Here is a 21,838-nt window from a genome sequence, read left to right as displayed (position 1 = left end):
CTCCCGCGATCAGCCGATGACCCGCGTGGCCGAGGAGTCGAGCTTGGGCGGCGTCTCGTACGTGTGGAACGGAGCGGGCGATGGCACTTCCCACTCCAGGCCCTCGGCCGCTTCCCAGGGACGCTGCGGCGCGGGCACGCCCTTGCCGCGCATGGCGGGCAGCACGACGGCCAGGAAGAAATAGACCTGCATGAAGCCGAAGCCGAACGCGCCGATGGAGGCCACCATGTTGAAGTCGGCGAACTGCATGGGGTAGTCGGCATAGCGGCGGGGCATGCCGGCCAGGCCCAGGAAGTGCATCGGGAAGAAGGTGATGTTGAAGGTGATGAGCGAGCCCCAGAAGTGGATCTGGCCCCGGCGCTCGGAATACATCACGCCCGTCCACTTCGGCGCCCAGTAGTAGTAGGCCGCGAACATGGAAAAGAGCGAGCCCGCCACCAGCACGTAGTGGAAGTGGGCCACCACGTAGTAGGTGTCCTGCAGCTGGATGTCGATGGGCGCCATCGACAGGATCAGCCCGGTGAAGCCGCCCATGGTGAACACGAAGATGAAGCCCACGGCGAACAGCATGGGCGTCTCGAAGGTCATGGAGCCGCGCCACATGGTGGCGATCCAGTTGAAGATCTTCACGGCCGTGGGCACCGAGATCAGCATGGTCGCGTACATGAAGAACAGCTGGCCCGTGACCGGCATGCCCGTGGTGAACATGTGGTGCGCCCACACGATGAACGACAGGATGGCGATGGACGAGGTGGCATACACCATGGAGGCGTAGCCGAAGAGCTTCTTGCGGCTGAACGCCGGCACGATCTGGCTGATGATGCCGAAGGCCGGCAGGATCATGATGTAGACCTCGGGGTGGCCGAAGAACCAGAAGATGTGCTGGTACATCACCGGATCGCCGCCGCCGGCGGGGTTGAAGAAGCTGGTGCCGAAGTGGCGGTCGGTCAGCGTCATGGTGATGGCGCCGGCCAGCACAGGCATGACGGCGATCAGCAGGTACGCGGTGATGAGCCAGGTCCAGACGAACATGGGCATCTTCATCAGCGTCATGCCGGGCGCGCGCATGTTCAGGATGGTGACGATGATGTTGATCGACCCCATGATCGACGAGGCGCCCAGGATGTGCATGGCGAAGATGCCGGCGTCCATCGAGGGGCCCATCTGCAGCGTGAGCGGGGCATAGAGCGTCCAGCCCGCGGCCGGTGCGCCGCCGGGCATGAAGAAGGACGACACCAGCGTGATCGCCGCGGGAATCATCAGCCAGAAGCTGAAGTTGTTCATGCGCGCGAAAGCCATGTCGGACGCGCCGATCTGCAGCGGGATCATCCAGTTCGCGAAGCCCACGAAGGCCGGCATGATGGCGCCGAACACCATGATCAGGCCGTGCATGGTGGTGAGCTGGTTGAAGAGCTCGGGGTTGACGATCTGCAGGCCGGGCTGGAACAGCTCCGCGCGGATCATCAGCGCCAGCACCCCGCCCACCATCAGCATGGTGAACGAGAACAGCAGGTACAGCGTGCCGATGTCCTTGTGGTTGGTGGCGAACACCCAGCGCCGCCAGCCGGTGGGCGTGGCATGGTGATGGTGGTCGTCATGGCCGGCGTCGTGCGTGCCATGGACGTGGCCGCCCACGGGTGCATGGTTGTCGATAACTGCGCTCATCTTGTTTTCCTCAATGCTGGGGGCGTGGGCGCTCGGCTCACTTGCCGCGCTGGGCCAGGACTTCGGCGGGCTGCACCAGCTGGCCGGTCTTGTTGGACCATGCGTTCTTCGTATAGGTGGCCACGGCCGCCAGATCGGTGTCGCTCAGCTGCGCCCAGGACGGCATGGCACCGCCAGCCGCGCCCTTGAGCAGGATCTGGATCTGCTTGCTGTGGTCTTCGTCCTTGACGATGGCCGAGCCGTCCAGCGGCTTGATCGGGCCGGCGCCCTTGCCGTTCGCCTGGTGGCAGGCGGCGCAGTTGGCGGCATAGACCTTCTCGCCGCGCGGCAGCATGGCCTCCAGCGTCCAGACCTTGGTGGGGTCGTCCAGCTTGGCGGCGGCCTTCTTCTTCTCGTCCGCCACCCATTGGGTGTAGTCGGCAGCGGAGACGACCTTCACATGGATCGGCATGTAGGCGTGCTCCTTGCCGCACAGCTCGGCGCACTGGCCGTAGTAGTCGCCCACCTTTTCGGCGCGGAACCAGGTGTCGCGCACGAAGCCGGGGATGGCGTCCTGCTTGATGCCGAAGGCCGGCACCATGAAGGCATGGATCACGTCGTTGGCGGTGGTGATGACGCGGATCTTCTTGCCCACCGGAACCACCAGCGGGTTGTCCACCTTGAGGAGGTAGTCGGGAGGCGCATCGGCCACCTTGCCGCTGTCGGACATCTGGCGATGGCTGCTGTCCAGGGTGGAGATGAAGGCCAGGCCCTCGCCTTCGCCGGTGATGTAGTCGTAGCCCCACTTCCACTGGTAGCCGGTGGCCTTGATGGTGAGGTCGGCGTTGGTGGTGTCCTTCTGGGCCACCAGCACCTTGGTGGCGGGCAGCGCCATGAGGATCACGATGATGAAGGGCACGATGGTCCACGCCACCTCGACCGCCACCGATTCATGGAAGTTCGCGGGGCGGGCGCCACGCGACTTGCGGTGCTTCCAGATGGAATAGAACATCACCGCGAACACGCCCACGAAGATCACCGTGCAGATGATGAGCATCATCCAGTGCAGGTAGTGCTGCTCCTCGGCAATGCGCGTGACCGGCGGCGCCAGGTTGAGCTGACGCACGGCAGGCCCGCCAGGCAGGTCCTGCACCGCATGGGCCAGGGCACCCAGGCCCGCCGTGGACACCAGCAGCAAAGAAGCCAGCGTTTTGGAAATGCTCTTCATAGTTCTCACTTAACTTCCCTGCCTCAATTTGGACCCTTGCCTGCCGCGCCTGCGTGGGGTCAGGCTGCGTGCAAGGCCATGCGAACGTCTCGTGCCGACACCCGGTGCGCGGCCGCTGGCTGCGCCCACCGGGAGCCCGGCTCCACATGAAACCGGCTTGTCTCCATCCGAGGGCGAGCATGCCCACCCGCGCTGACTAATGCAATACGCAATAGCCCGGGGACAGTGGCGTGGCGGCGACGTAGGAACGCCCGGGGGCGCGATGCCACCGGGCGGCTGGTGATGCGCTGGCGCGCAGACAAAGAGAGGGAGAGCGAAAGAGCGCATCCCCACCCCGTCGAGACCCGCAGGAGATGAACAGGGCGGCCCTCGCCACGCGCGCGGAAAAGCCAAAATTGTAGCCCGCCCGGCTTTCGCGCGCCGCCGCGGTGCCGGGCGAGCGCCCCGGGGGCCCGGGGCGGCGCCTCAGCCGCCCGGGCCGCGGCCGCTGTGCAGCATGGCGCGCATGTCCTGCAGCGACACGGCGCTGCTGTCGCTCATGCGCACGCGCGGCGCCGGCTTGAAAGCATGGCCGTAGACGATCTCGAAGGTCAATGCGAGCTGCCCCCCCTGGGCCGGATCGGCCAGCTGGTCGGCCAGGGCCTGTTCCAGCCGCCGTCGCCAGCCGCGCCCGCGCAGGGCGGGAAACCGCTGCGGGTGCAGGTTACAGCCCAGGCCGCGCAGCTCTTCGAGCAGCCGCTCGGGCGTGGCGAAGGTGAGCGTGACGCGCTCCATGTCCATCACCGGCTCGGCGAAGCCGGCCTGCACCAGCATGTCGCCCCAGTCGTGCATATCGGTCATGGCGTGGCCGGCGGGCGGCCAGCCCAGGGCAGCGTAGACGCGGTGCAGTTCCTGGACCGTGTCGGGCCCGAGGCAGGAGAACATCAGGTAGCCATCGACCGCCAGGGCGCGGTGCCAGCGGGCGATCAGCGCCTGCGGGTCGGCCGCCATGTGCAGCGCCATGTTGGCCCACAGCATCTGCACGCTGCCATCGGCAGGCACGCCCAGGCGGGGGGCTTGGCCCGTCCAGCGCGACGGGTTCCACCAGGGTGTGGCGAAATGCGCTTCGGCCAGCGCCCGGCCGCGCGGAGAGGACGTCTCGGCGATGTGGCACTGCGCCTGCGGATAGCGCTGGCGCACCAGGGCATGGCCCTGCAGGCCGCCGCGCATCGGATCCCAGTCGCACCAGGATGCGGGCGGGCGGGTAATCCACTGCAGCCGGTCGTCCATGCGGCGGGCGATCTCCTCGTGCAGCCAGGGAGACTCGGTCGGCGCGTCAGCGTGCCAGCGGGCCGCGGCAACCGGGTCGATGGTGGGGGGCAGAGAGTCGGACATGAAAGCGCTGGCGCAGAGGACGGGGCGTGAAGCCGGAGGGCGGACCCAGGCCGTTGCGGCCGGTGGGCGCGAGTATATTGAGCCGATGCCCCCTTCGCTGCCCCAAGGGATATGCCAGGCCCGCGCCGGCTGGCGCCAGGCCTTGGCGTGGCTGGCGTTGCAGGCGCGGCGCATTCCTGCGGTGCCGAGCCAGTGCGCCGTCTGCCACGCGTGGCCGGCCGAGCGCCTCTGCGGCGACTGCGTGGCCCGCTTCGCCCTGCCCCGTCACCGATGCCGCAACTGCGCCCTGCCGCTGCCTCCGGAGGCCGTGCAGTGCGGCCGCTGTATCCGCCACTCGCCCCCGCTCGATGCCTGCCTGGCTGCGGTGGACTACAGCTATCCGTGGGCCGGTCTGCTGGCGCAATTCAAGTTCCAGCACGACCCGGGCTGGGCCGCGCCGCTGGCCGCCCGGTTGCGGTCCGCGCCGGGTGTGGAGCAGGCTCTGCAGGCGGCCGACTGGCTGCTGCCCGTCCCGCTGTCGGCCGAGCGGCTGAGGGAACGCGGCTTCAATCAAGCGCTGCTGCTGGCCCGGCAACTGGACCGGGCCCGCACCCGCAGCGACTGGCTGCTGCGGCTGCGCGCCACCGAGGCCCAGAGCAGCCTGACCCGTGCCCAGCGCCTGCGCAACCTGCGCGGCGCTTTCGCGCTGGACCCGATGGCAGCCGCTCAACTGGCCGGCCGGCGCGTGGTGCTGCTGGACGACGTGATGACCACCGGGGCCACGCTGCAGACGGCGGCGCTGGTGCTCAGGCAGGCGGGCGTGGCGCACATCACCGGATTGGTCCTGGCGCGCACGGCGTGATGGTGCATGCTGGAACCGGGTGATGCGGTGATGCGGTGATGCGGTGATGCGGTGATGCGGTGATGCGGTGATGCGGTGATGCGGTGATGGGGTGATGGGGTGATGGGGTGATGCGGTGATGGGTTATGGCGCACCGCGTCCATGCCGGTTCGGCGGCGCCGCGCTGGCTGCGAGACCCGGCACTCCCCGCCGCGAAACGTTTTGTTGCCTAACATGAGCCCCTTCGCCGCCACGCTGCCTGCCGGCGCCCGAGAATGGCGCCATGTTCCACATCGTCCTCGTCGAGCCCGAAATTCCGCCGAACACCGGCAATGTGATCCGCCTGGCGGCCAACACGGGCTGCACGCTGCATCTGGTGGAGCCGCTGGGCTTTTCGATGGAAGACCGGCTGATGCGACGGGCAGGCCTCGACTATCACGAGTACACGCCCGTGCGCCGGCATGCCGGCTGGACGTCTCTGCTGCGCGACGAAGAGCCCGATCTGTCGCGCATGTTCGCCATGACGACCCACGCCTCGCAATCGGTCTACGACACGGGCTTCCGGGCGGGCGACTGGCTGGTGTTCGGCGCCGAAACGCGCGGGCTGCCGCCGGAGCTGCGCGAGACCTTTCCGCCGGCGCAGCGCCTGCGGCTGCCCATGGTGCCGGGCCAGCGCAGCCTGAACCTGTCCAACGCCGTGGCGGTGACGGTGTTCGAGGCCTGGCGGCAGAACAGTTTCCTGCAGAACCCGGTGGCGCCTGCCGACGGCGCCTGAGCGCCATCCAGAAGGCAGCCTCCGCCTTGGGCGGCCCTGCCCCGGCGGTTTTCAGGGCGCCGCGCCGTAGTTGCGCGCCAGCGACTCGGCCACGCACACCGGCTTGTCGCCGCCTTCCCGCTCCATGGTGACCTGCCAGGTCATCTGCACACCGTCGGGCGCGGCGGGTTCCAGCGCCATCAGCATCAGCCGGGCCCGCACCCGGCTGCCGGCCGGCACCGGCGCCATGAAGCGCACTCGGTTGAGGCCGTAGTTCACGCCCATGCGGGCCCCGGCGATGGTGAAGGCCGCCTCGAAGAAGCGCGGGATGAGCGAGAGCGTGAGGAACCCGTGGGCGATGGTGGTGCCGAACGGGCCCTGCGCAGCGCGCTGCGGGTCCACGTGGATCCACTGGTGGTCGCCGGTCGCTTCGGCGAACAGGTCGATCTGCTGTTGCGTCACCGTGATCCAGTCGGTCACGGCCACTTCCTGGCCCACGCAGGCGGCCAGCTCGGAATAGCTCTGGAAGGTTTTCATGCGGCCACTCTAGCGCCGTGGCGGCGCCGGGCGGTGTCCAGCCGGCGACAAGGCAGGTGGCCTGGCCTCGCCCGCCGCGCCGCAGCTACGCGGCGTCCAGCCAGTCGCAGATCGGCCGCCACTGCTCCAGGTCGCGCACCACGCGGCCGGGCGCCACGTCGAACAAGCTGAGCCCGTGCGCGGCCAGATGCACGTAGTTCTGCGTGTCGCGCAAATAGCCCAGCACCGGCAGGCCCAGCCCGCTCACGAATTCCTGCAGCCGGTCGGCCGCCAGCGTGCGCGCGTCCACCCGCATGCCGACGATGCCCACCTGCGCCTGTCCGCCGTAGCGATGGCCGGCCAGTTCGTCCAGAAAGTCGCGCGTGGCGAAGATGTCGAACACGCTGGGCTGCAGCGGCACGACGATCTTGTCGGCCAGCTTGAGCACGTCCTTCAGCCGCCAGCCGTGCAGGCCGGCGGGCGTATCCAGCACCGCGTGGGTGGTGCCGTGCGGCGGGCGGGTGATGAGGTCGTGCGACACGTCCCATTTCCCGATCGGCCGGGCCTGCGGCGGGCGCTGCCCGAGCCAAAGGTGGGACGACCGCTGCCGGTCGGCGTCGCCCAGGATCACGACGTGCCCCTGGCTGGCGTAATGGCCGGCGATCTGCGTCGACAGCGTGGACTTGCCCACGCCGCCCTTGGGATTGGCGACAACGACCACCGGCATGCGGACCTCCTGGGAACTAAGCGTGGCAGCCACCACGGGGAGCGCAGCCCTCGGCGGCTGCAAGGCGATGGTAGCGCCGGGCGGTGACAGTCCGGGAGGCCGGCATGGGAATCCGGGTCACATCAAGCCCTTGCGCCCACCCATCCAGCGCAAGACGCTATCTTTTTCATAGCAAATCAGCTGGCGTGCTGCCCGCCGCGCTTGACGAAGAAGAGCCCCGCGCCCACCGCCATCAGCAGGCCGCCGAAGACGCGGTTCTGGTTGCGGGCGGCGCGCGGGCTGCGCATCCAGCGGCGCAGCGCGCTGGCACTGGCGGCATAGCCATGCATCACCGCCAGGTCCACCGCGACGGTGGTCGCCGCCATGACGAGCAACTGCGTCCAGAGCGGGCGGGCGTCGGTCATGAACTGCGGCAGCACGGCCACCATGAAGATGATGCCCTTCGGGTTGGTGGCGTTGGTGAGGAAACCGGTCAGCGCCCGGCGCTGCCAGGAGCCGGCAGCCACCGGCGCGGCTTCTTCCGGGCCGGCCAGGGCCGCCTTGCCTCCTGCGCGCCACTGGCTGAAGCCCAGATAGATGAGATAGCAGGCGCCCAGCACCTTGACCGCGCTGAAGGCCATTTCGGACGCGATCAGCAGCGAGCCCACACCGGCGCCGGCGATCACCAGAATGAGCAGCAGCCCCAGCTGCAGGCCGGCGATGGTGGCGCTGGTCTTGCGCACGCCGTAGGACAGGCCGTGGCTCATGGACAGCACGGCGCCCGAACCGGGAGACACGGCGATGAGGCACGATGCGGCGAGAAAGGCGATCCAGGTATGCAGGTCCATGGGGGGGTCGAGCGAAAGGAATGGGCGACGGAGATCGGGCGAGGGGAATTCTAGGGGCGGCCGGCGCGCTGGCCTGGCGGCGCCCCGGCAGCCCGATACGGCCAGGATTGCAGCCCGTGGGCGCAGCCCGCCGCGATTCCATGCAAAATAGGGCTCCAGCGCCCGTGAATCAAGCACATAATGCTATTATATTTATAGCATAAAATGGCGTGATTCAAGCGCTTTGCGCCCTGCTCTGCCGGTCGTCGGTCGTCGGTCGCCGGCCGCGTACCACCGCCTGATTCGACACCCGTCCCGACGCCTGCCCGGCGGATCGCCACCCACGCCACCACCTGCTCTTCCATGGAACACGTCCCCGCCTGGCTCAATTACGGATTTCTGTATCTCGCCGCCGCCGTGGTGGCCGTGCCCATCGCCCGCGCGCTGGGGCTGGGCGCCATCATCGGCTACCTGGCAGCGGGCATCGCCATCGGGCCGTGGGGGCTGGGGCTGGTGAGCAACGTGCAGGACATCCTGCATTTCGCCGAATTCGGCGTGGTGCTGATGCTGTTCCTGGTCGGGCTGGAACTGCAGCCCAGCCGGCTCTGGGCGCTGCGCCGGCCCATCTTCGGGCTTGGCTCCGCCCAGGTGCTGGGCTGCACCGCGCTGCTGTGGCTGGCCGCCTGGGCCTGCGGCGTGGCATGGTCGACCGCGCTGGTGGCCGCGCTGGGGCTGGCGCTCTCCTCCACGGCGATCGCGCTGCAGACGCTGGCCGAGCGCAATCTGATGCGTACCGACAGCGGTCGGAAAGCCTTTTCCATCCTGCTCTTCCAGGACGTGGCGGCCATCCCCATCCTGGCGCTGCTGCCGCTGCTGGGCGCGGCGGCCATGGGCGACGGCGGCAGCGGCGCGGCGCCCCACCACACCCCTGCCGAGATGGCGCTGGAGGCGGGCAAGATCGTCGGCGTGGTGGCGGCCATCGTGCTGGGCGGCCGGCTGGCGCTGCGCCCGCTGCTGCGCTGGATCGCCCGCAGCAGAACGCCCGAGATCTTCACCGCCGCCTCGCTGCTGCTGGTGGTGGGCATCGCCTATCTGATGGTGCTGGTGGGCCTGTCGATGGCGCTGGGCGCCTTCCTGGCCGGCGTGCTGCTGGCCGACAGCGAATACCGCCGCGAGCTGGAAGCCGACATCGAGCCGTTCAAGGGCCTGCTGCTGGGCCTCTTTTTCATCGCCGTGGGCATGTCCATCGACTTCGGCGTGCTGATGCGTTCGCCGGGCCTGATGGCGCTGGTGCTGGTGGGCCTGCTGGTCATCAAGGGCGTGGTGATCTACCTGCTCGCGCGGGTGACGGGCACGCCCTATCAGGAGCGGCCGGTGTTCACGCTGCTGCTGGCGCAGGGCGGCGAGTTCGCCTTCGTGGTGTTCCAGGCGGCAGCCACGGCCGGGGCGCTGCCCGGCGAGACGGCGTCGCTGCTGATCGGCGCGGTGGCGCTGTCGATGCTGCTGTCGCCGTTGCTGCTGGTGCTGCTAGACCGGGTGCTGCTGCGCCGCTACGCCCAGCTCAAGACCGAGGTGCCGGACGCCGACAAGCTGTCGGAGCCGCAGGAGGCGCCGGTCATCATCGCGGGCTTCGGCCGCTACGGCCAGATCGTCGCGCGGACCATGCTGCTGCAGGGCGTGCCGACCACGGTGCTGGACCACAGCGTCGAAATGCTGGAGGTGGCACACACCTTCGGCTACCGCGTGTTCTACGGCGACGCCACGCGGCTGGAGTTGCTGCGCATCGCCGGGGCGGCGCAGGCGCGCATCCTGGTCATCGCGGTGGACGACGCCGACCAGTCGCTCAAGATCGCCGGGCTGGCGCGCGAACATTTCCCCGACCTGCGGATCGTCGCCCGCGCCCGCAACGTGACGCACTGGAACGCGCTGCGCGACCTGGGCGTGGAGCATGTCGAGCGCGAGGTGTTCGAGTCCAGCCTGAAGACGGCGCGCACCGTGCTGGAGCTGATGGGCTTCGCGCCGGAAGACGCGCAGCGGGTGGCCGACCGCTTCCGCGAACACAATATCTCGCTGGCCAACCGCATGTATCCGCACCACAAGGACCAGGAGAAATTCATCGCCGTGGCGCGGCAGGGGCGCCAGCAGCTGGTGGAGCAGATGGCCAAGGAGCGGCAGGAGGAGGAAGCCGCACGCGCGCAGGCGGCAGGCCAAGCACCGCAGCAGACGGCGGCGCCTGCACCGTCCGTCAGCGCAGAACCTCACTGAACGGGCACGTTGCAGCCAGCCCCGGGACGGCGCCCTGCCGGCAACGGGGCTGGCGAGACCGTTCCTTCCACCGGGCGGAAAAGCAACAGAGATGAAAATGATTCTCATTAGAATGCTGCCCGTACCGCGTTCGACCTGCTGACCACTCCCCAGGACGGCAACGAGCCGGCGCTCCCTCCTCCCCCGCCCGCTGCCCGATTCCGTCCATGACCTCTGCTTCGCCTTCTCGCGCCCTGCGCGCCCTGCCCGCCCTGCCCGCCCGCGTGTGCCCCTCCACCTGCACCGGAGCGGCATCGCCGGCCCGCCGCAAGCCGGCTCCTGCGCTCTGGGCCTTGAGCCCGCTGGCGCTCTGCCTGTCGCAAGCCGCGCTGGCCCAGCCGGCGCCCGATGCCGCCCCGCAACTGCAGGAAGTGCGCATCAACGCCAGCACGGAAAAGGACGTGGGCTTCGCGCCCGTGGAAGCGCAGACCGCCGGCAAGGCACCCATGCGCCGGCTGGAGACGCCGCAGTCGGTCAGCGTGGTGACGCGCGAGCAGATGGAGTCGCGCCAGATCGCCAACCTGCAGCAGGCGCTGCAGACAGTGGCGGGCGTCAGCCCGGTGAACTTCGGCCGGCGCGGCTTCGACGACATCAACATCCGCGGATTTCGCTCGACCGAATCGATCCTCATCGACGGCCTGGTGCAGAGCCCCGGCATGTGGACCCGGCTCACGCCCTATGGCTACGAGCGCTTCGAGGTGCTCAAAGGCGCGGCGTCGGTGCTCTACGGGCAGGTGCAGCCCGGCGGCATCGTCAACGCGGTGAGCAAGCGGCCCAAGCGCGACGCGCTGAACGAAGTGGGCGTCGAAGTGGGCAGCTACGGGCAGCGCACGCTGCAGGCCGACATCAACCGGCCGCTGAACGAATCGGGCAAGGCGGCCTTACGCATCAACGCGCAGGTTTCCAACAGCGACGATCCGACCGACTTCGTCTACCGCCGTGACCGCTGGATCGCGCCGTCGCTGTCGCTCGACCTGGGCGCACAGACCGACCTGGTGCTGTTCGCCACCTACAGCCAGAGCAACTGGATGCGCCAGCAGGGCATCACGCCCTACGGCACGGTGCTGCCCAACCGCAACGGCACGGTGGCGACCACGCTCTACACCGGCGACCCCAGCTTCGGTCACTACGACGTGCAAAGCACCTCGGTAGGCTACGCGCTGGAGCACCGCTTCTCGCCAGCGCTGACGCTGCGCCAGAACGTGCGCTACGAATCCGAAAAAGGTGACGGCAACTTCGTCTCCAACCTGGCGCTGCAGCCCAACCAGCGCCTGCAGAACCGGCAGGCCACCCGCCAGTACCTGGACGACGACATGCTGGCGGCCGACACGTCGCTGCTGTCGCAGTTCGCGGCCCTGGGCGTGCAGCACCGCCTGGTGACCGGGCTCGACGTGCAGCGCAGCCACAGCTACCAAGGGCAGCGCCGCTGCAGCATCGGCGCGATCAACCTGTTCAACCCGGTGTATGGCGTGGCAGCCAACTGCCCCGTCAACCTGACCGCCGACGCGCCGGAAAAGCTCGACGTGCTGGGCCTCTACGCCCAGGACCAGATCAAGCTCGGCCCGCAGTGGACGGCACTGGTCGGCCTGCGCCGCGACTGGTCCACCAGCGAGATCGACAACCGCCTGACCCGCGTTCAGACCCGCCAGAAGGATGCGGCCACCACGCTGTCCGCCGGTCTGGTGTACGAGTTCACGCCCGGCTGGGCGGCCTACACCAGCTACGGCGAGTCGTTCCTGCCGGTATCGGGCGCTGCGTTCGGCGGATCGCCCTTCCGACCCGAAACCGGCAAGCAGTGGGAGGCCGGGCTGAAGTACGAGCAGCCCGGCGGCGGCCTGACCGGCTCGCTCGCGCTCTACGACCTGAAGCGCAGCAACGTCACCACGGCCGACCCCGCCAACACGGGTTTCAGCGTGCAGACGGGTGAGCAGCGATCCCGCGGCCTGGAGCTGGAGGTCGGCGCCGAACTGCGCCGGAACCTGAAGCTGACCGGCGCCTACACGTACACCGACACGAAGGTCACCCGCGACAACAACACCGCCATCGTGGGGCTGCCGCTGAACCTGACGCCGCGCCACACGCTGGCGTTGTGGGCCACGTACAAGCTGCCGCAAATGCCGCAGATCACCTTGGGCGCAGGCGCCCGCCACGTCAGCGAGCAAATCGGCTCCTATCCGTTCACCCTGCCGGCCTATACCGTGGCCGACCTGTCGGTGGGTTATGCCGGCTCCAACTACCGCATCACTGCGGGCGTGAAGAACGTGTTCGACCGGGCCTACTACGACGGCGCGATCAATGCGAACGTGGTGTCGCCCGCGATGCCGCGCAGCTTCAGTGTCGGGCTGACGTATTTCTTCTGAGCCTGCAGCGGCCGGCATCCCACCAAGGAATCGCGTGGGCCAGGAAACATGGCAAATCTCCTGGCCCCATCCGGCTAGCAGGCACCTGCCGCCCCCGCCACGCCCCGCACGCTTGCCACGGAGCGTGAGTCTTCCACCCAGACTCGGCCACGCCGCGCAGTTGGCACAGGGTGCGTGAACGGCTTCGGCCCTGAACTGCGCCACCATCGACCTGCACCGCCGGTTCACGCAACTGCGCCTGACGCGTTCGGACGGTCGATCCGGATTTCCGGCGGCGCATGCGTGCAATGCAGTGAGCGCCGGCCTGCCGGTCGCGAAGCCTTGGAAACCATCAGGCCAACCGCGGCGGCGCATGGTGGCGACCACGAGGTGCCGTTCTGCCTACTCGTCCTCGCTGCTCTCCAGCATTTTGCGCAGCAGGTAATCCAGCGCCAGGCGCTCGGCCGGGTTGAGCTTGCCGTAGGTGCTCTGGGTGATCGCGCGGGCGAACGGCTGCATCTCGCGCACCAGATGTCGGCCCTCGCTGGTCAGCTCGATCACGACCTTGCGCCGGTCCACGCGGTCGTGATCCACGCTGATCAGCCCGCGTTGCTTGAGCCGGTCGACCACGCCCCGGATGGTGGCCTGATCGATCACCGTCGCCTTGACCACCTCGGCCAGCGAACTGCTGCCTTGGTCGTGCAGAGAGCAGAGCACCACGAACTGCGCTGCCGTCAGCTGGGAATCCGGGATGTACTCCTGGAAGAGCGCCGTATGCCGCTGATAGACGCGGCGAAGCAAGTGCCCCACCTGTTCGGAGAACACATAACCCTCTTCCTGGCTATCGGTCTTGTTTGGCATGCATCCATTGTAGGTAGCGGCCATGGCTGGGCCCTGCGTGGAGGGCCCGTCACGGCGTCCTTCGGAACCGGGTTCCGAGCGGGTTGCGCGGTTCGACCCGCCGGCCGCAAGCGTGCGCTCCCCTTTGATTAACGACCGCTGTGGGTGGGCGGGCTTGCCCCCCCGTTCGCGGGCCCGGCGGCCTGCTCGCGACGGGGGGCTCATTCAGTCGAGCGCGCGGTTGCGGGACTCCACGTCCACCGCCCATATCGACAGCGCGCCGCCCACCAGCATGGCGGACAGCACGGCCAGGGCCAGCGTGAAATGGGTGGCCATGATCGGCGCGATGATGGCTGGCGCGAACAGACCGCCGAAGCGCGCGACGGCGCCCGCCATGCCCATGCCGCTGGCGCGCAGATCGGTGGGGTACACCTCGGGCGTGAAGGCGTAGAGCGCGCCCCAGGTGCCCAGCAGCGAGAAGCTCATGAGCAGGGTCGAGCCGATCACCACGAATGGCGATGAGCCCAGGCTGTAGAGCATGCAGCCCACGGCGCTCAGCAGCAGGAAGCCGATCAGCGTGGGCTTGCGGCCCCAGCGCTCCACGCCGTAGGCCGACAGGGCGAAGCCAGGCAGTTGCACCAGCGCCAGCACCACCAGGAAGACCTGGCCGCGCATGAAGGCGAAGCCCTCGCTGCTGAGCTTGACGGGCAGGTAGACGAAGACGCCGTAGTAGGCGATGGAGATCAGCGCCCAGGCCAGGAACAGCGCCAGGCTGCGGCGGCGCAGTTCGGCCGAGAACAGCGAGAACAGGGACTTGCGCTCCTGCTTCTCGGGCTGCAGCGGCGGGATCGGCGTGGTGTTGCCGTTGACCTTGGCAACGCGCTCCAGCACTTCGCGGGCCTGGTCGGTCTTGCCGTTGCGGTTCAGGAACATCGGCGACTCGGGGATGTAGAACCGCAGCACCACACCGATCAGCGCCGGGATGCCGGTCACGAAGAAGATCACGCGCCAGGCGTCGTTGTCCCAGGAGACGGCGACCAGCGCCAGGATGGCCAGGAAGATGGTGCCCACAGCCCAGAACGATTCCAGCAGCACCAGCCAGCGGCCGCGGCGGTCGCTGGGCAGGAACTCGGCCATCATGGTGTAGTCGACGGGCAGCGTGCCGCCCACGCCGATGCCGGTGATGAAACGCAGCACCAGCAGCCAGGCGAATTCGGGCGCGAACGCCGAAGCCACCCCGGCGCAGGCATCGATCACCACCGCCATCATCAGCACCGGGCGGCGCCCGATGCGGTCGGCCAGGCGACCGAAGACGAAGGCGCCGATCAGCATGCCGATGAAGAAGAAGGTACCGGTCTGCAGCGCCTCGGGCACCGTCTTGCCGAAGGTCTTGGCGATGGACGGCGCGCTGAAGCCGATGGACAGCACCTGCATGGCGTCGGCCAGCCAGACCAGGCCGAAGATCACGAACAGCCGGTACTGGAACCGGCCGACACCCGCTAGCTGGATGCCTTTTTCCACCGAAACAAATGAAGATGACATGGAAACTCCTTGGTTGTTCATCGCGTACCCGTTGATTCCTCGTTCCGGCAGGGCATTCCGGCACGCCCTGCCCGAAAGTCTCTGGCGCAAGCGGTCCCGCCGGCCCTCTGGGAGGGTCGTTCAAGAGAAACCGCATATCGCCACTGCTGTCCCGCGCCCGCTCGCCGCCGTGACGCCCGGCCGGTTCCGGCGTCAGAGCGGCATCAGGCGGAGGCCGCTGCTGCGCCGCGCCGCTGGCCGGCCGCCGCTGCCGGGCCCCACGGGCTCACGGCGCCGCATGTGCCGCAGCACGCAGCCGTCTAATGGTCGTCGTGTCGTCTGGCCACGCTTTTTCCTCCGGTGCAAATCTCGTGCGTAGATAGCCCAGCAGATCAGCGACCTGCCGGTCGTCCAGGCTGTGCCTGAAGCCCGGCATGTAGCCCAGGGCGTCGTCGGCGGGTGTCTGTATGCCGTTGAGGATGATCTGGACCAGGTTGTCCGGCGTCGCGGCATGCAGATTGGTGTTGAGCTCCAGCAGCGGCTTGATGCCGAAGAGGGTCGGGCCGCTGCCGGCCTCATGGCAGACCGCACAAGCGTTCTGGTAAATGCGCTCGCCGTTGACATGGCGATCCGGGCTCGCCGAGGGCGCTGGCTCCGGCATCCGGGGCGACGCGGCGGCGGTGATGGGAACAGCCGCTTCCAGCGGGGTCTGGCCCGGCAGCTCCATCAGATAGGTGGCCATGGCGCGCACATCGGCATCTGGCAACTCGGCCAGGCCGTGGATCACGGGAGCCATGGGCCCCGCAGCCACGCCGTGGCGTGCGGAGAAGCCGGTCCGCAGGTATTGGTACAGCTCTTCGCGATTCCAGGGCAGCTTGCCGGCGGCCAGCCGGTTCAGCGCCGGGGCGCTCCAACCCTCCGCCTCGCCACCGTCCAGATAGTGAAGGCCCGTTTTTTCGGCACCCAGCGCGTTGCGCGGCGAATGGCAGGCCGCGCAGTGGCCCGCCCCCTCCACCAGATAGGCCCCCCGATTCCATTCGGGGCTGCGCGATGGGTCTGCTTTGAATGGCGTGGCATCGTGGAACAGCAGGTTCCAGCCCGCCAGGGCGGGGCGCAGGCTGTAGGGAAAGGCGAGTTGTGTCTCGGTCGGCCGAGCCTTCACGGCGGGCTGTGACATCAGGTAGCCGTACAGCGCCTGCAGGTCGCCGTCGCTGAGCTTGGCGAAGGCCGTGTAAGGGAAAGCCGGGTAGAGCTGCCGTCCGTCCTGGTGGATGCCCTGGCGCATGGCGCGCTCGAAGGCCGCATACGACCACCGGCCGATGCCGATGTCCGTGTCGGGTGTGATGTTGGTCGTGTAGATGGTGCCGAACGGCGTCTCCAGGCCCAGTCCACCCGCATTGGGGGCGCCGCCCGGCGCGGTGTGGCAGACGACGCAATCGCCGGCCGCCGCGACCAGCCGCCCCCGCTCGATCGCCTGCGGGGAATAGAGCGACGCATCGGGCCCGTCGGTGAGCGGCAAGGCCGGCTTCATGGGCCAAGCCACTGCGGCCAGGCCCGCGATGCCGGCGGCAGCGGCCGCGAGCCAGCCCAGGCTGCGGCGCAGCATGCTGCGCGCGGACTGTGCGCCCGCATCCGACTCGCCGGCCAGCGCGAGGCGCAGCGGCTCGGTCTGGAACGGTACCTCGCGCAGGCGCACGCCCGTGGCATGGCGGATGGCATTGGCGATCGCGGCGGCGGCGGGCAAGGTAGCCACGCCGTCCAGGCCCAGCTGGCCCTGGCGCACGAGGGTGCCGTCTTCCGGACCGCCGGCGACGAGCGCGCCGGCTGCGGCTGGCGCACCGGTGGCGGCAGCGCCTGCAGGACTGCGCCAGTCATCGAACGCGGGCGGCGCGCCCAGCAGCCGGCGCGCTCCGGCCAGCCAGTGCGCGTCCTGCTCCACAGTCTGTGCATGCACGCTGGCGCCCTGCGCTGGTTGCAGGTGCTGGCTGTCGTGACCCGCGACCACGCGGGTGACCTCGATCTCGCCCGTCTGCGGATGGACGGCGACCTCGGCCACCCACGCGCTCCAGACCACGCGGTCCTGGCCTTCGGGATCGAGGCTCTGCACGCAGGCGGTTGCGAAGCCCTTGCCGTGCAGGCGTCCATCGGCTTGCGGCAAGTCGCCCGGCCACTGCGCGCTCTTCGCCACACGCGCGGCCAAGTCGCGCGCCGGGCCTTCGGGCAGGTGCCGCAGGCGCCAGTCCAGCGGATCGTGTCCCTGCGCCAGGGCCTGCTCGTGCCACAGGCTTTCGCTGGCGAACACCTGGGCGGCGTTGAAGTCGTCCACCCCGGCCTGTGCGAGAGCGCAGGCATGGCGCCCGGGGTGCACGGTGCCGGCGCCGCGCACGCTGGGCCAGGCCGCGGCGTGCGCCGCGCCGGGCTGGCCGAGCAGGCGCGCGCAGCTGGGCCGCACGGCCCAGGGCAGCGGCGAGGAAAAACCAAGAGACGCGGGCGCGGTCACGGCAGCATCGGCACCAGAGCCATCCGCTGGCCGCAACGCATCGCCGGGCGCGATGGGCTGCTCCTGCACGGCACGCAGCACCAGAGGATGCGGTTCGCCGGCCATCCGGCAAGGCACGCCCACGGGCCGGGCCACGGCCCGCGACAGCAGCGCCGCGTCGGCCGCCGCATCCATCAATGCCAGGGCGTGCGGCGCGAGGCCATCCAGCAGCAACAGGCGCACGGCTTGCACCGGCAGCTGCAGCAGCGCGGCGATTTCGCCGGCGATCAGGGCTTGCACCTCCGGCGGGCAAGCGGGCAACCAGAGACTGGCATGACCGTCCACGCACCAAGCGATGGCGCGCGCGCCGGCCGGCGCGTCGGCAGGGGACGCATGCCAGACGAACGCATCGCCTGCCGGCGAATCGGTCAGCGGTGTTCGCGCACCGGCATCGCCAGCCATCCCGTTCCACACCGGCACCAGGGCCGCAGCCGCCTGCTGCGCATGGACCGGTGCCATGGCGACCACGCCCAGGAAGTTGGCCTGGCGCACCACGGACACCACGCCGGCCATGGCGCGCACCGCGTCCAACCGGGCATCGGCCAGTGCGTCGCCCTGGTAGCGCAGCCCGTCCCAGCCCATGCGCGGCGGGCGGACCGCCAGGCCATGCAGCAGGTCCGCGGGCGTTCCTGCCACTGAGGATGCAGAGGCCGGAGCGGGCGCCGCTATGGAGCGGTCGGGCAGGTTCATGGCCGCACCTCCAGTGCCGCAGGTTCGCCATCCGCACCCGTGCCGCCCGCGCCGCCCAAGCGCAACCGCGCGGCGCGCAGCGCAGCCTGCAAAATCTCCACATGGGTGCCGCAGCGGCAGAGGTTGTGGTGCAGTTCGCTGCGCACTTCTTGCTCCGACGGATCGGGATTGCGGCGCAGCAGCGCCTCGACGGTCATGACCATGCCGTTCAGGCAGTAGCCACACTGGGCCGCCTGGCAGTCGATGAAGGCCTGCTGCGTGGGGCCCGGGCATGCGCGCGAGCCGAGCCCTTCAAGCGTGGTCACCTCGCGGCCCACGGCGGCCTGCACGGGGATCACGCAGGAGCGCGCGGCCACGCCGTCGATCAGCACCGTGCAGGCACCGCACTCGCCCAGGCCGCAGCCATACTTCGGGCCATTCAGCTCCAGGTCGTTGCGCAGCACGTGCAGCAGCGCCGTGCCGGGCGCGGCGGGCACGTCGCAGACGTGGCCGTTGACCCGCAGACGGAGGCCGGGGGCCGCGTTGCTGGATTGAAGGGGGTGTCCCATGGGTGCGTTTCGGCTGCGGCAGCGAGTATCAGGCCGGGGCGACGACCTTCGGTTCCACCAGGGGGATATTGAACACGTCGTAGCCGAAGCACCACGACGGGTCCTCGTTCGTGCGCAGCCAGGTGTTGTCGTGCGAGATGCGCTGCACCTTGCTCGCGCGCTCTGCGCGGTTGGCCTCGTACAGTGAGAAGGCGAGTTCGTGGTTATGCGCGCCGACCTCCTTCAGGCAGCGCGCCAGCATGGCGCCGTCCTCGATCGCCATCGCCGCGCCCTGCGCCATGTGGGGCTTCATCGGGTGGCAGGCATCGCCCAGCAACACCAGGCGGCCGCGGCTCCAGAGGGGCAGCGGATCGCGCTCCAGCAGCGACCACTTGGTCACTTCCACCGTCGCGTCGATCAGCGCCTGCACCGTGGGATGCCAGCCCGAGAAGGCTTCGCGCATCTCGTCCTTGCTGCTGGGCAGCCAGCGGTCGTTCAGATCCCACTGCTCGACGGGCACGCCGGTCACGTAGTAGAGCTCGTCCTGCTTGCCGGTGACGAAGTAGGTCATCATGTGGCGGTCCTCGCTCCACCACTTCACGCAGGCGTCGAAGGGCAGCATGCCGGCCTTGACCTCGGGCGTGGGAAACACGGCGCGGTGGGCCAGGTAGCCCGCGTACTTCGGCAGCTCGGGCCCGAGCAGCTCCTCGCGAATGCGGGAGTTCACGCCATCCGCGCCGATCACGATGTCGGCCTCTTCCGTCGTGCCGTCGGCGAAGTGCATCACCACGACATCGCCCCGGTCCTCGACCTTCGTCAGGTTCTTGCCGTAGGCCATCACGCTGCCCGGCAGCGCATCGATCAGCAGTGCATGGAAATCGCCGCGGTGCACCGTGAGGTAGCTGGCGCCGTACTCTTTCACGGCGTAGTCGCCCAGCGGGATCTGCGCGAGCACGTCGCCGGTCTGCCAGTGGCGGCTGTACCAGTAGTCGGGATGCGATCCCTGCGCGTTGAGCGCGTCCTCGATGCCGATGCGGCGCAGGATCTTCATCACGTTGGGCCCGACGTGAATGCCGGCCCCCAGGCGCGAGAAGCTGGGCGCCTGTTCGTAGACGCGGACATCGAAGCCTTCCTGCAGCAGCAGCTTGGCGGCGGCGGCGCCACCCAGGCCGGCGCCGACGACGGCGATACGGGGGGATCGTGACATGGTTTCTCTCCTTGCGGGAATGGTGTTGAGTCGGGTGGACGGCCGTCGCTGCGGCTGGCTCTTGCCAGGGTGAAAAGCACTATCCATGCCATGCAAGAAACCGAGCCAATTCAGGTGTATGCACTCTATTTATTGAGACAAATCAAGTGCACCACGGCATGCAAGGATAAAGCTGCCATGGCATTTTTTGGTGCATTTCTTGCACAACATAGGTGCAAACCCCGATGAAATCAGCGTTTGCCATACGGCACGGGTTTTGCAAAAATGAAGCGTACACACCCATCTGATCTTCATCAAACGCGCATGGCGCGAACAAGGCACTCCATGACCCAGACATACCGCATCGGCCAGATCGTTCCCAGCTCCAACACCACGATGGAGACCGAGGTGCCAGCCATGCTGCAGGCCCATTCCGCGCTGCGTCCGCAGGACCGCTTCACTTTCCACTCCAGCCGCATGCGTATGAAGAAAGTGCAGAAGGAAGAGCTGGCCGCCATGGATGCCGAGAGCGACCGCTGCGCGCTGGAGCTGAGCGATGCGCGCGTGGACGTGCTGGGCTATGCCTGCCTCGTGGCCATCATGGCGATGGGCAAGGGCTACCACCGCGTGTCGCAGCAGCGCCTGACGGAACGCACGGCCAGCAACGGTGCCACGGCACCGGTCATCACCAGCGCGGGCGCACTGGTCGACGCGCTGAAAGTGATGGGCGCGAAGAAGATCGCCCTGGTGGCGCCCTACATGATTCCGCTCACCCAGCTGGTGATGGACTACATCGCCGCCGAGGGTTTCGAGATCGTGGACTGGCGCGCGCTGGAGATTCCCGACAACCTCGAGGTGGGCCGCCACGACCCCGCCAGGCTGCCAGGCATCGTCGCCGGCATGGACTACGCCGATGCCGACGTGATCGTGCTGTCGGCGTGCGTGCAGATGCCCTCGCTGCCGGCGGTCGCGCAGGTGGAAGCGGCCACGGGCAAGCCCGTGCTCACGGCATCGATCGCCACCACCTACGCCATCCTGAAGGAACTGGGACTGGATCCGGTGGTGCCGGGCGCGGGCGCGCTGCTGTCGGGCGTCTATCCGTACGGCGCTGCGGCCCAGGCCTGAGGAGCATTGCATGAGCGACCACGCCAGCACCCCGAGCAACTTCCGCTACGGCGGCCACGTCCATGCCAACGGCATCCGCCAGCACTACCTTCGCTACGGCGGCGCCGAAGGCGAGCGCGCAGGGCGCGATGCCGTCATCCTGATCCCCGGCATCACCAGCCCGGCCGTGACCTGGGGCTTCGTCGCGGAGCACCTGGGCCGCCAGTTCGACACCTACGTGCTGGACGTGCGGGGCCGCGGGCTGTCGTCGTCCGGCCCCGGGCTGAACTATGGGCTCGACGCCCAGGCCGCCGACGTGGTCGCGCTGGCGCAGGCCCTCGGGCTGCAGCGCTGGGCCCTGATCGGCCACTCCATGGGCGGGCGCATCGCCGTGCGGGCGGCCCGTGGCCAGCCGGCCGGGCTCACGCGCCTGGTCGTCTTGGATCCACCCGTCTCCGGCCCCGGTCGCCGCGCCTACCCCGCCGCCCTGCCCTGGTACGTGGATTCGATCCGCCAGGCCACGCAGGGCATGGATGCCGAGGCCATGCGCGCCTTCTGCCCCACCTGGACGGAGGAGCAGCGCCAGCTGCGCGCGCAATGGCTGCACACCTGCCATGAACCTGCCATCGTGCAGAGCTTCGAGGATTTCGGCCGCGACGACATCCACGCCGACCTGCCGCACATCGCACAGCCGCTGCTGCTCGTCACCGCCGAGCGCGGGGACGTGGTGCGCGACGCGGACGTGGCCGAGTGGCAGGGCCTCGCGCCCCAGACACAGCACGTGCGCGTGCCCGGCGCCGGTCACATGATCCCCTGGGACAACGAGGCCGGGTTCTACGAAGCGCTCGGTGACTTCCTCGGCGCCAAGGTCGACTGAATGCCCGCCTGCCGCCACTTCCCCGCCACCACACCGCCAAGG

At 68.9% G+C, this 21,838-nt stretch carries 17 protein-coding genes; 6 read left to right on the top strand and 11 right to left on the bottom strand.

Annotated features, from left to right (window positions below; all coding sequences use genetic code 11):
- Positions 1-9: 9 nt before the first annotated feature.
- The 3 genes from ctaD to ASF94_RS04705 form a co-directional block, all read right to left on the bottom strand.
- Positions 10-1,665, bottom strand: a complete 1,656-nt coding sequence (gene ctaD / locus ASF94_RS04715) for a cytochrome c oxidase subunit I (RefSeq protein WP_056662349.1) — start codon at positions 1,663-1,665, stop codon at positions 10-12.
- Positions 1,666-1,702: 37 nt separating this feature from the next.
- Positions 1,703-2,872: a cytochrome c oxidase subunit II gene (gene coxB / locus ASF94_RS04710; RefSeq protein WP_056662344.1), complete on the bottom strand. Its 1,170-nt coding sequence runs from the start codon at positions 2,870-2,872 to the stop codon at positions 1,703-1,705.
- A 465-nt stretch (positions 2,873-3,337) separates the two neighbouring features.
- Positions 3,338-4,246, bottom strand: a complete 909-nt coding sequence (locus tag ASF94_RS04705) for a class I SAM-dependent methyltransferase (protein ID WP_056662339.1) — start codon at positions 4,244-4,246, stop codon at positions 3,338-3,340.
- An 85-nt stretch (positions 4,247-4,331) separates the two neighbouring features.
- On the opposite strand from ASF94_RS04705, the gene ASF94_RS04700 reads away from it, so the two are divergent.
- Both ASF94_RS04700 and ASF94_RS04695 read left to right on the top strand, forming a co-directional pair.
- Positions 4,332-5,087 carry a ComF family protein gene (locus tag ASF94_RS04700; RefSeq protein WP_056662336.1) on the top strand — a complete coding sequence of 252 codons (756 nt, stop codon included), beginning with the start codon at positions 4,332-4,334 and terminating at the stop codon, positions 5,085-5,087.
- A gap of 262 nt (positions 5,088-5,349) precedes the next feature.
- Positions 5,350-5,841 (top strand): tRNA (cytidine(34)-2'-O)-methyltransferase, encoded by a 492-nt coding sequence (locus ASF94_RS04695; RefSeq protein WP_056662333.1) that lies wholly within the window; start codon positions 5,350-5,352, stop codon positions 5,839-5,841.
- A gap of 51 nt (positions 5,842-5,892) precedes the next feature.
- Here the strand turns inward: ASF94_RS04695 and ASF94_RS04690 are convergent, their stop codons facing one another.
- The 3 genes from ASF94_RS04690 to ASF94_RS04680 form a co-directional block, all read right to left on the bottom strand.
- On the bottom strand, positions 5,893-6,357 hold the full coding sequence (locus ASF94_RS04690; protein ID WP_056662329.1) for a MaoC family dehydratase: 465 nt from the start codon (positions 6,355-6,357) through the stop codon (positions 5,893-5,895).
- 85 nt (positions 6,358-6,442) lie between these two features.
- The gene (locus tag ASF94_RS04685; RefSeq protein WP_056662326.1) at positions 6,443-7,063 is read right to left on the bottom strand and encodes a ParA family protein; all 621 of its coding nucleotides are present in this window, start codon (positions 7,061-7,063) and stop codon (positions 6,443-6,445) included.
- A gap of 176 nt (positions 7,064-7,239) precedes the next feature.
- Positions 7,240-7,890, bottom strand: coding sequence for a LysE family transporter (locus tag ASF94_RS04680; RefSeq protein WP_056662322.1), 651 nt, complete (start codon positions 7,888-7,890; stop codon positions 7,240-7,242).
- Between the two features lie 342 nt (positions 7,891-8,232).
- Here ASF94_RS04680 and kefC point away from each other — a divergent pair, with 342 nt between their 5' ends.
- Positions 8,233-10,134 carry a glutathione-regulated potassium-efflux system protein KefC gene (kefC, locus tag ASF94_RS04675; RefSeq protein WP_056662320.1) on the top strand — a complete coding sequence of 634 codons (1,902 nt, stop codon included), beginning with the start codon at positions 8,233-8,235 and terminating at the stop codon, positions 10,132-10,134.
- A 206-nt stretch (positions 10,135-10,340) separates the two neighbouring features.
- A complete protein-coding gene (locus ASF94_RS04670; RefSeq protein ID WP_082492989.1) occupies positions 10,341-12,533 on the top strand; it encodes a TonB-dependent siderophore receptor in 2,193 nt (730 codons plus the stop codon).
- 381 nt (positions 12,534-12,914) lie between these two features.
- Here ASF94_RS04670 and ASF94_RS04665 read toward each other — a convergent pair whose 3' ends face one another.
- The 5 genes from ASF94_RS04665 to ASF94_RS04645 form a co-directional block, all read right to left on the bottom strand.
- On the bottom strand, positions 12,915-13,373 hold the full coding sequence (locus tag ASF94_RS04665; RefSeq protein ID WP_056662317.1) for a MarR family winged helix-turn-helix transcriptional regulator: 459 nt from the start codon (positions 13,371-13,373) through the stop codon (positions 12,915-12,917).
- 204 nt (positions 13,374-13,577) lie between these two features.
- The gene (locus ASF94_RS04660) at positions 13,578-14,894 is read right to left on the bottom strand and encodes an MFS transporter (RefSeq protein ID WP_056662313.1); all 1,317 of its coding nucleotides are present in this window, start codon (positions 14,892-14,894) and stop codon (positions 13,578-13,580) included.
- A 265-nt stretch (positions 14,895-15,159) separates the two neighbouring features.
- Positions 15,160-18,102, bottom strand: coding sequence for a cytochrome c (locus ASF94_RS04655; protein WP_056662310.1), 2,943 nt, complete (start codon positions 18,100-18,102; stop codon positions 15,160-15,162).
- Entirely contained in the window at positions 18,099-18,650 is a 552-nt protein-coding gene (locus ASF94_RS04650; RefSeq protein ID WP_056662307.1) for a (2Fe-2S)-binding protein, read from the bottom strand. The genes ASF94_RS04655 and ASF94_RS04650 overlap by 4 nt, the downstream gene beginning before the upstream one ends.
- Before the next feature lie 28 nt (positions 18,651-18,678).
- Positions 18,679-19,836: an FAD-dependent monooxygenase gene (locus tag ASF94_RS04645; protein WP_056662304.1), complete on the bottom strand. Its 1,158-nt coding sequence runs from the start codon at positions 19,834-19,836 to the stop codon at positions 18,679-18,681.
- A gap of 324 nt (positions 19,837-20,160) precedes the next feature.
- Here ASF94_RS04645 and ASF94_RS04640 point away from each other — a divergent pair, with 324 nt between their 5' ends.
- On the top strand, positions 20,161-20,940 hold the full coding sequence (locus ASF94_RS04640; protein ID WP_056662301.1) for an Asp/Glu racemase: 780 nt from the start codon (positions 20,161-20,163) through the stop codon (positions 20,938-20,940).
- A gap of 10 nt (positions 20,941-20,950) precedes the next feature.
- Entirely contained in the window at positions 20,951-21,796 is an 846-nt protein-coding gene (locus tag ASF94_RS04635) for an alpha/beta fold hydrolase (RefSeq protein WP_056662298.1), read from the top strand.
- The last annotated feature ends 42 nt before the right edge of the window (positions 21,797-21,838 follow it).

The organism is Acidovorax sp. Leaf160, assembly GCF_001424265.1.
In the GTDB taxonomy this organism is placed as follows: domain Bacteria; phylum Pseudomonadota; class Gammaproteobacteria; order Burkholderiales; family Burkholderiaceae_C; genus Paracidovorax.
The sequence above is the reverse complement of the archived record's forward strand: the minus strand, read 5'-3'. Positions and strand labels throughout refer to the sequence as shown.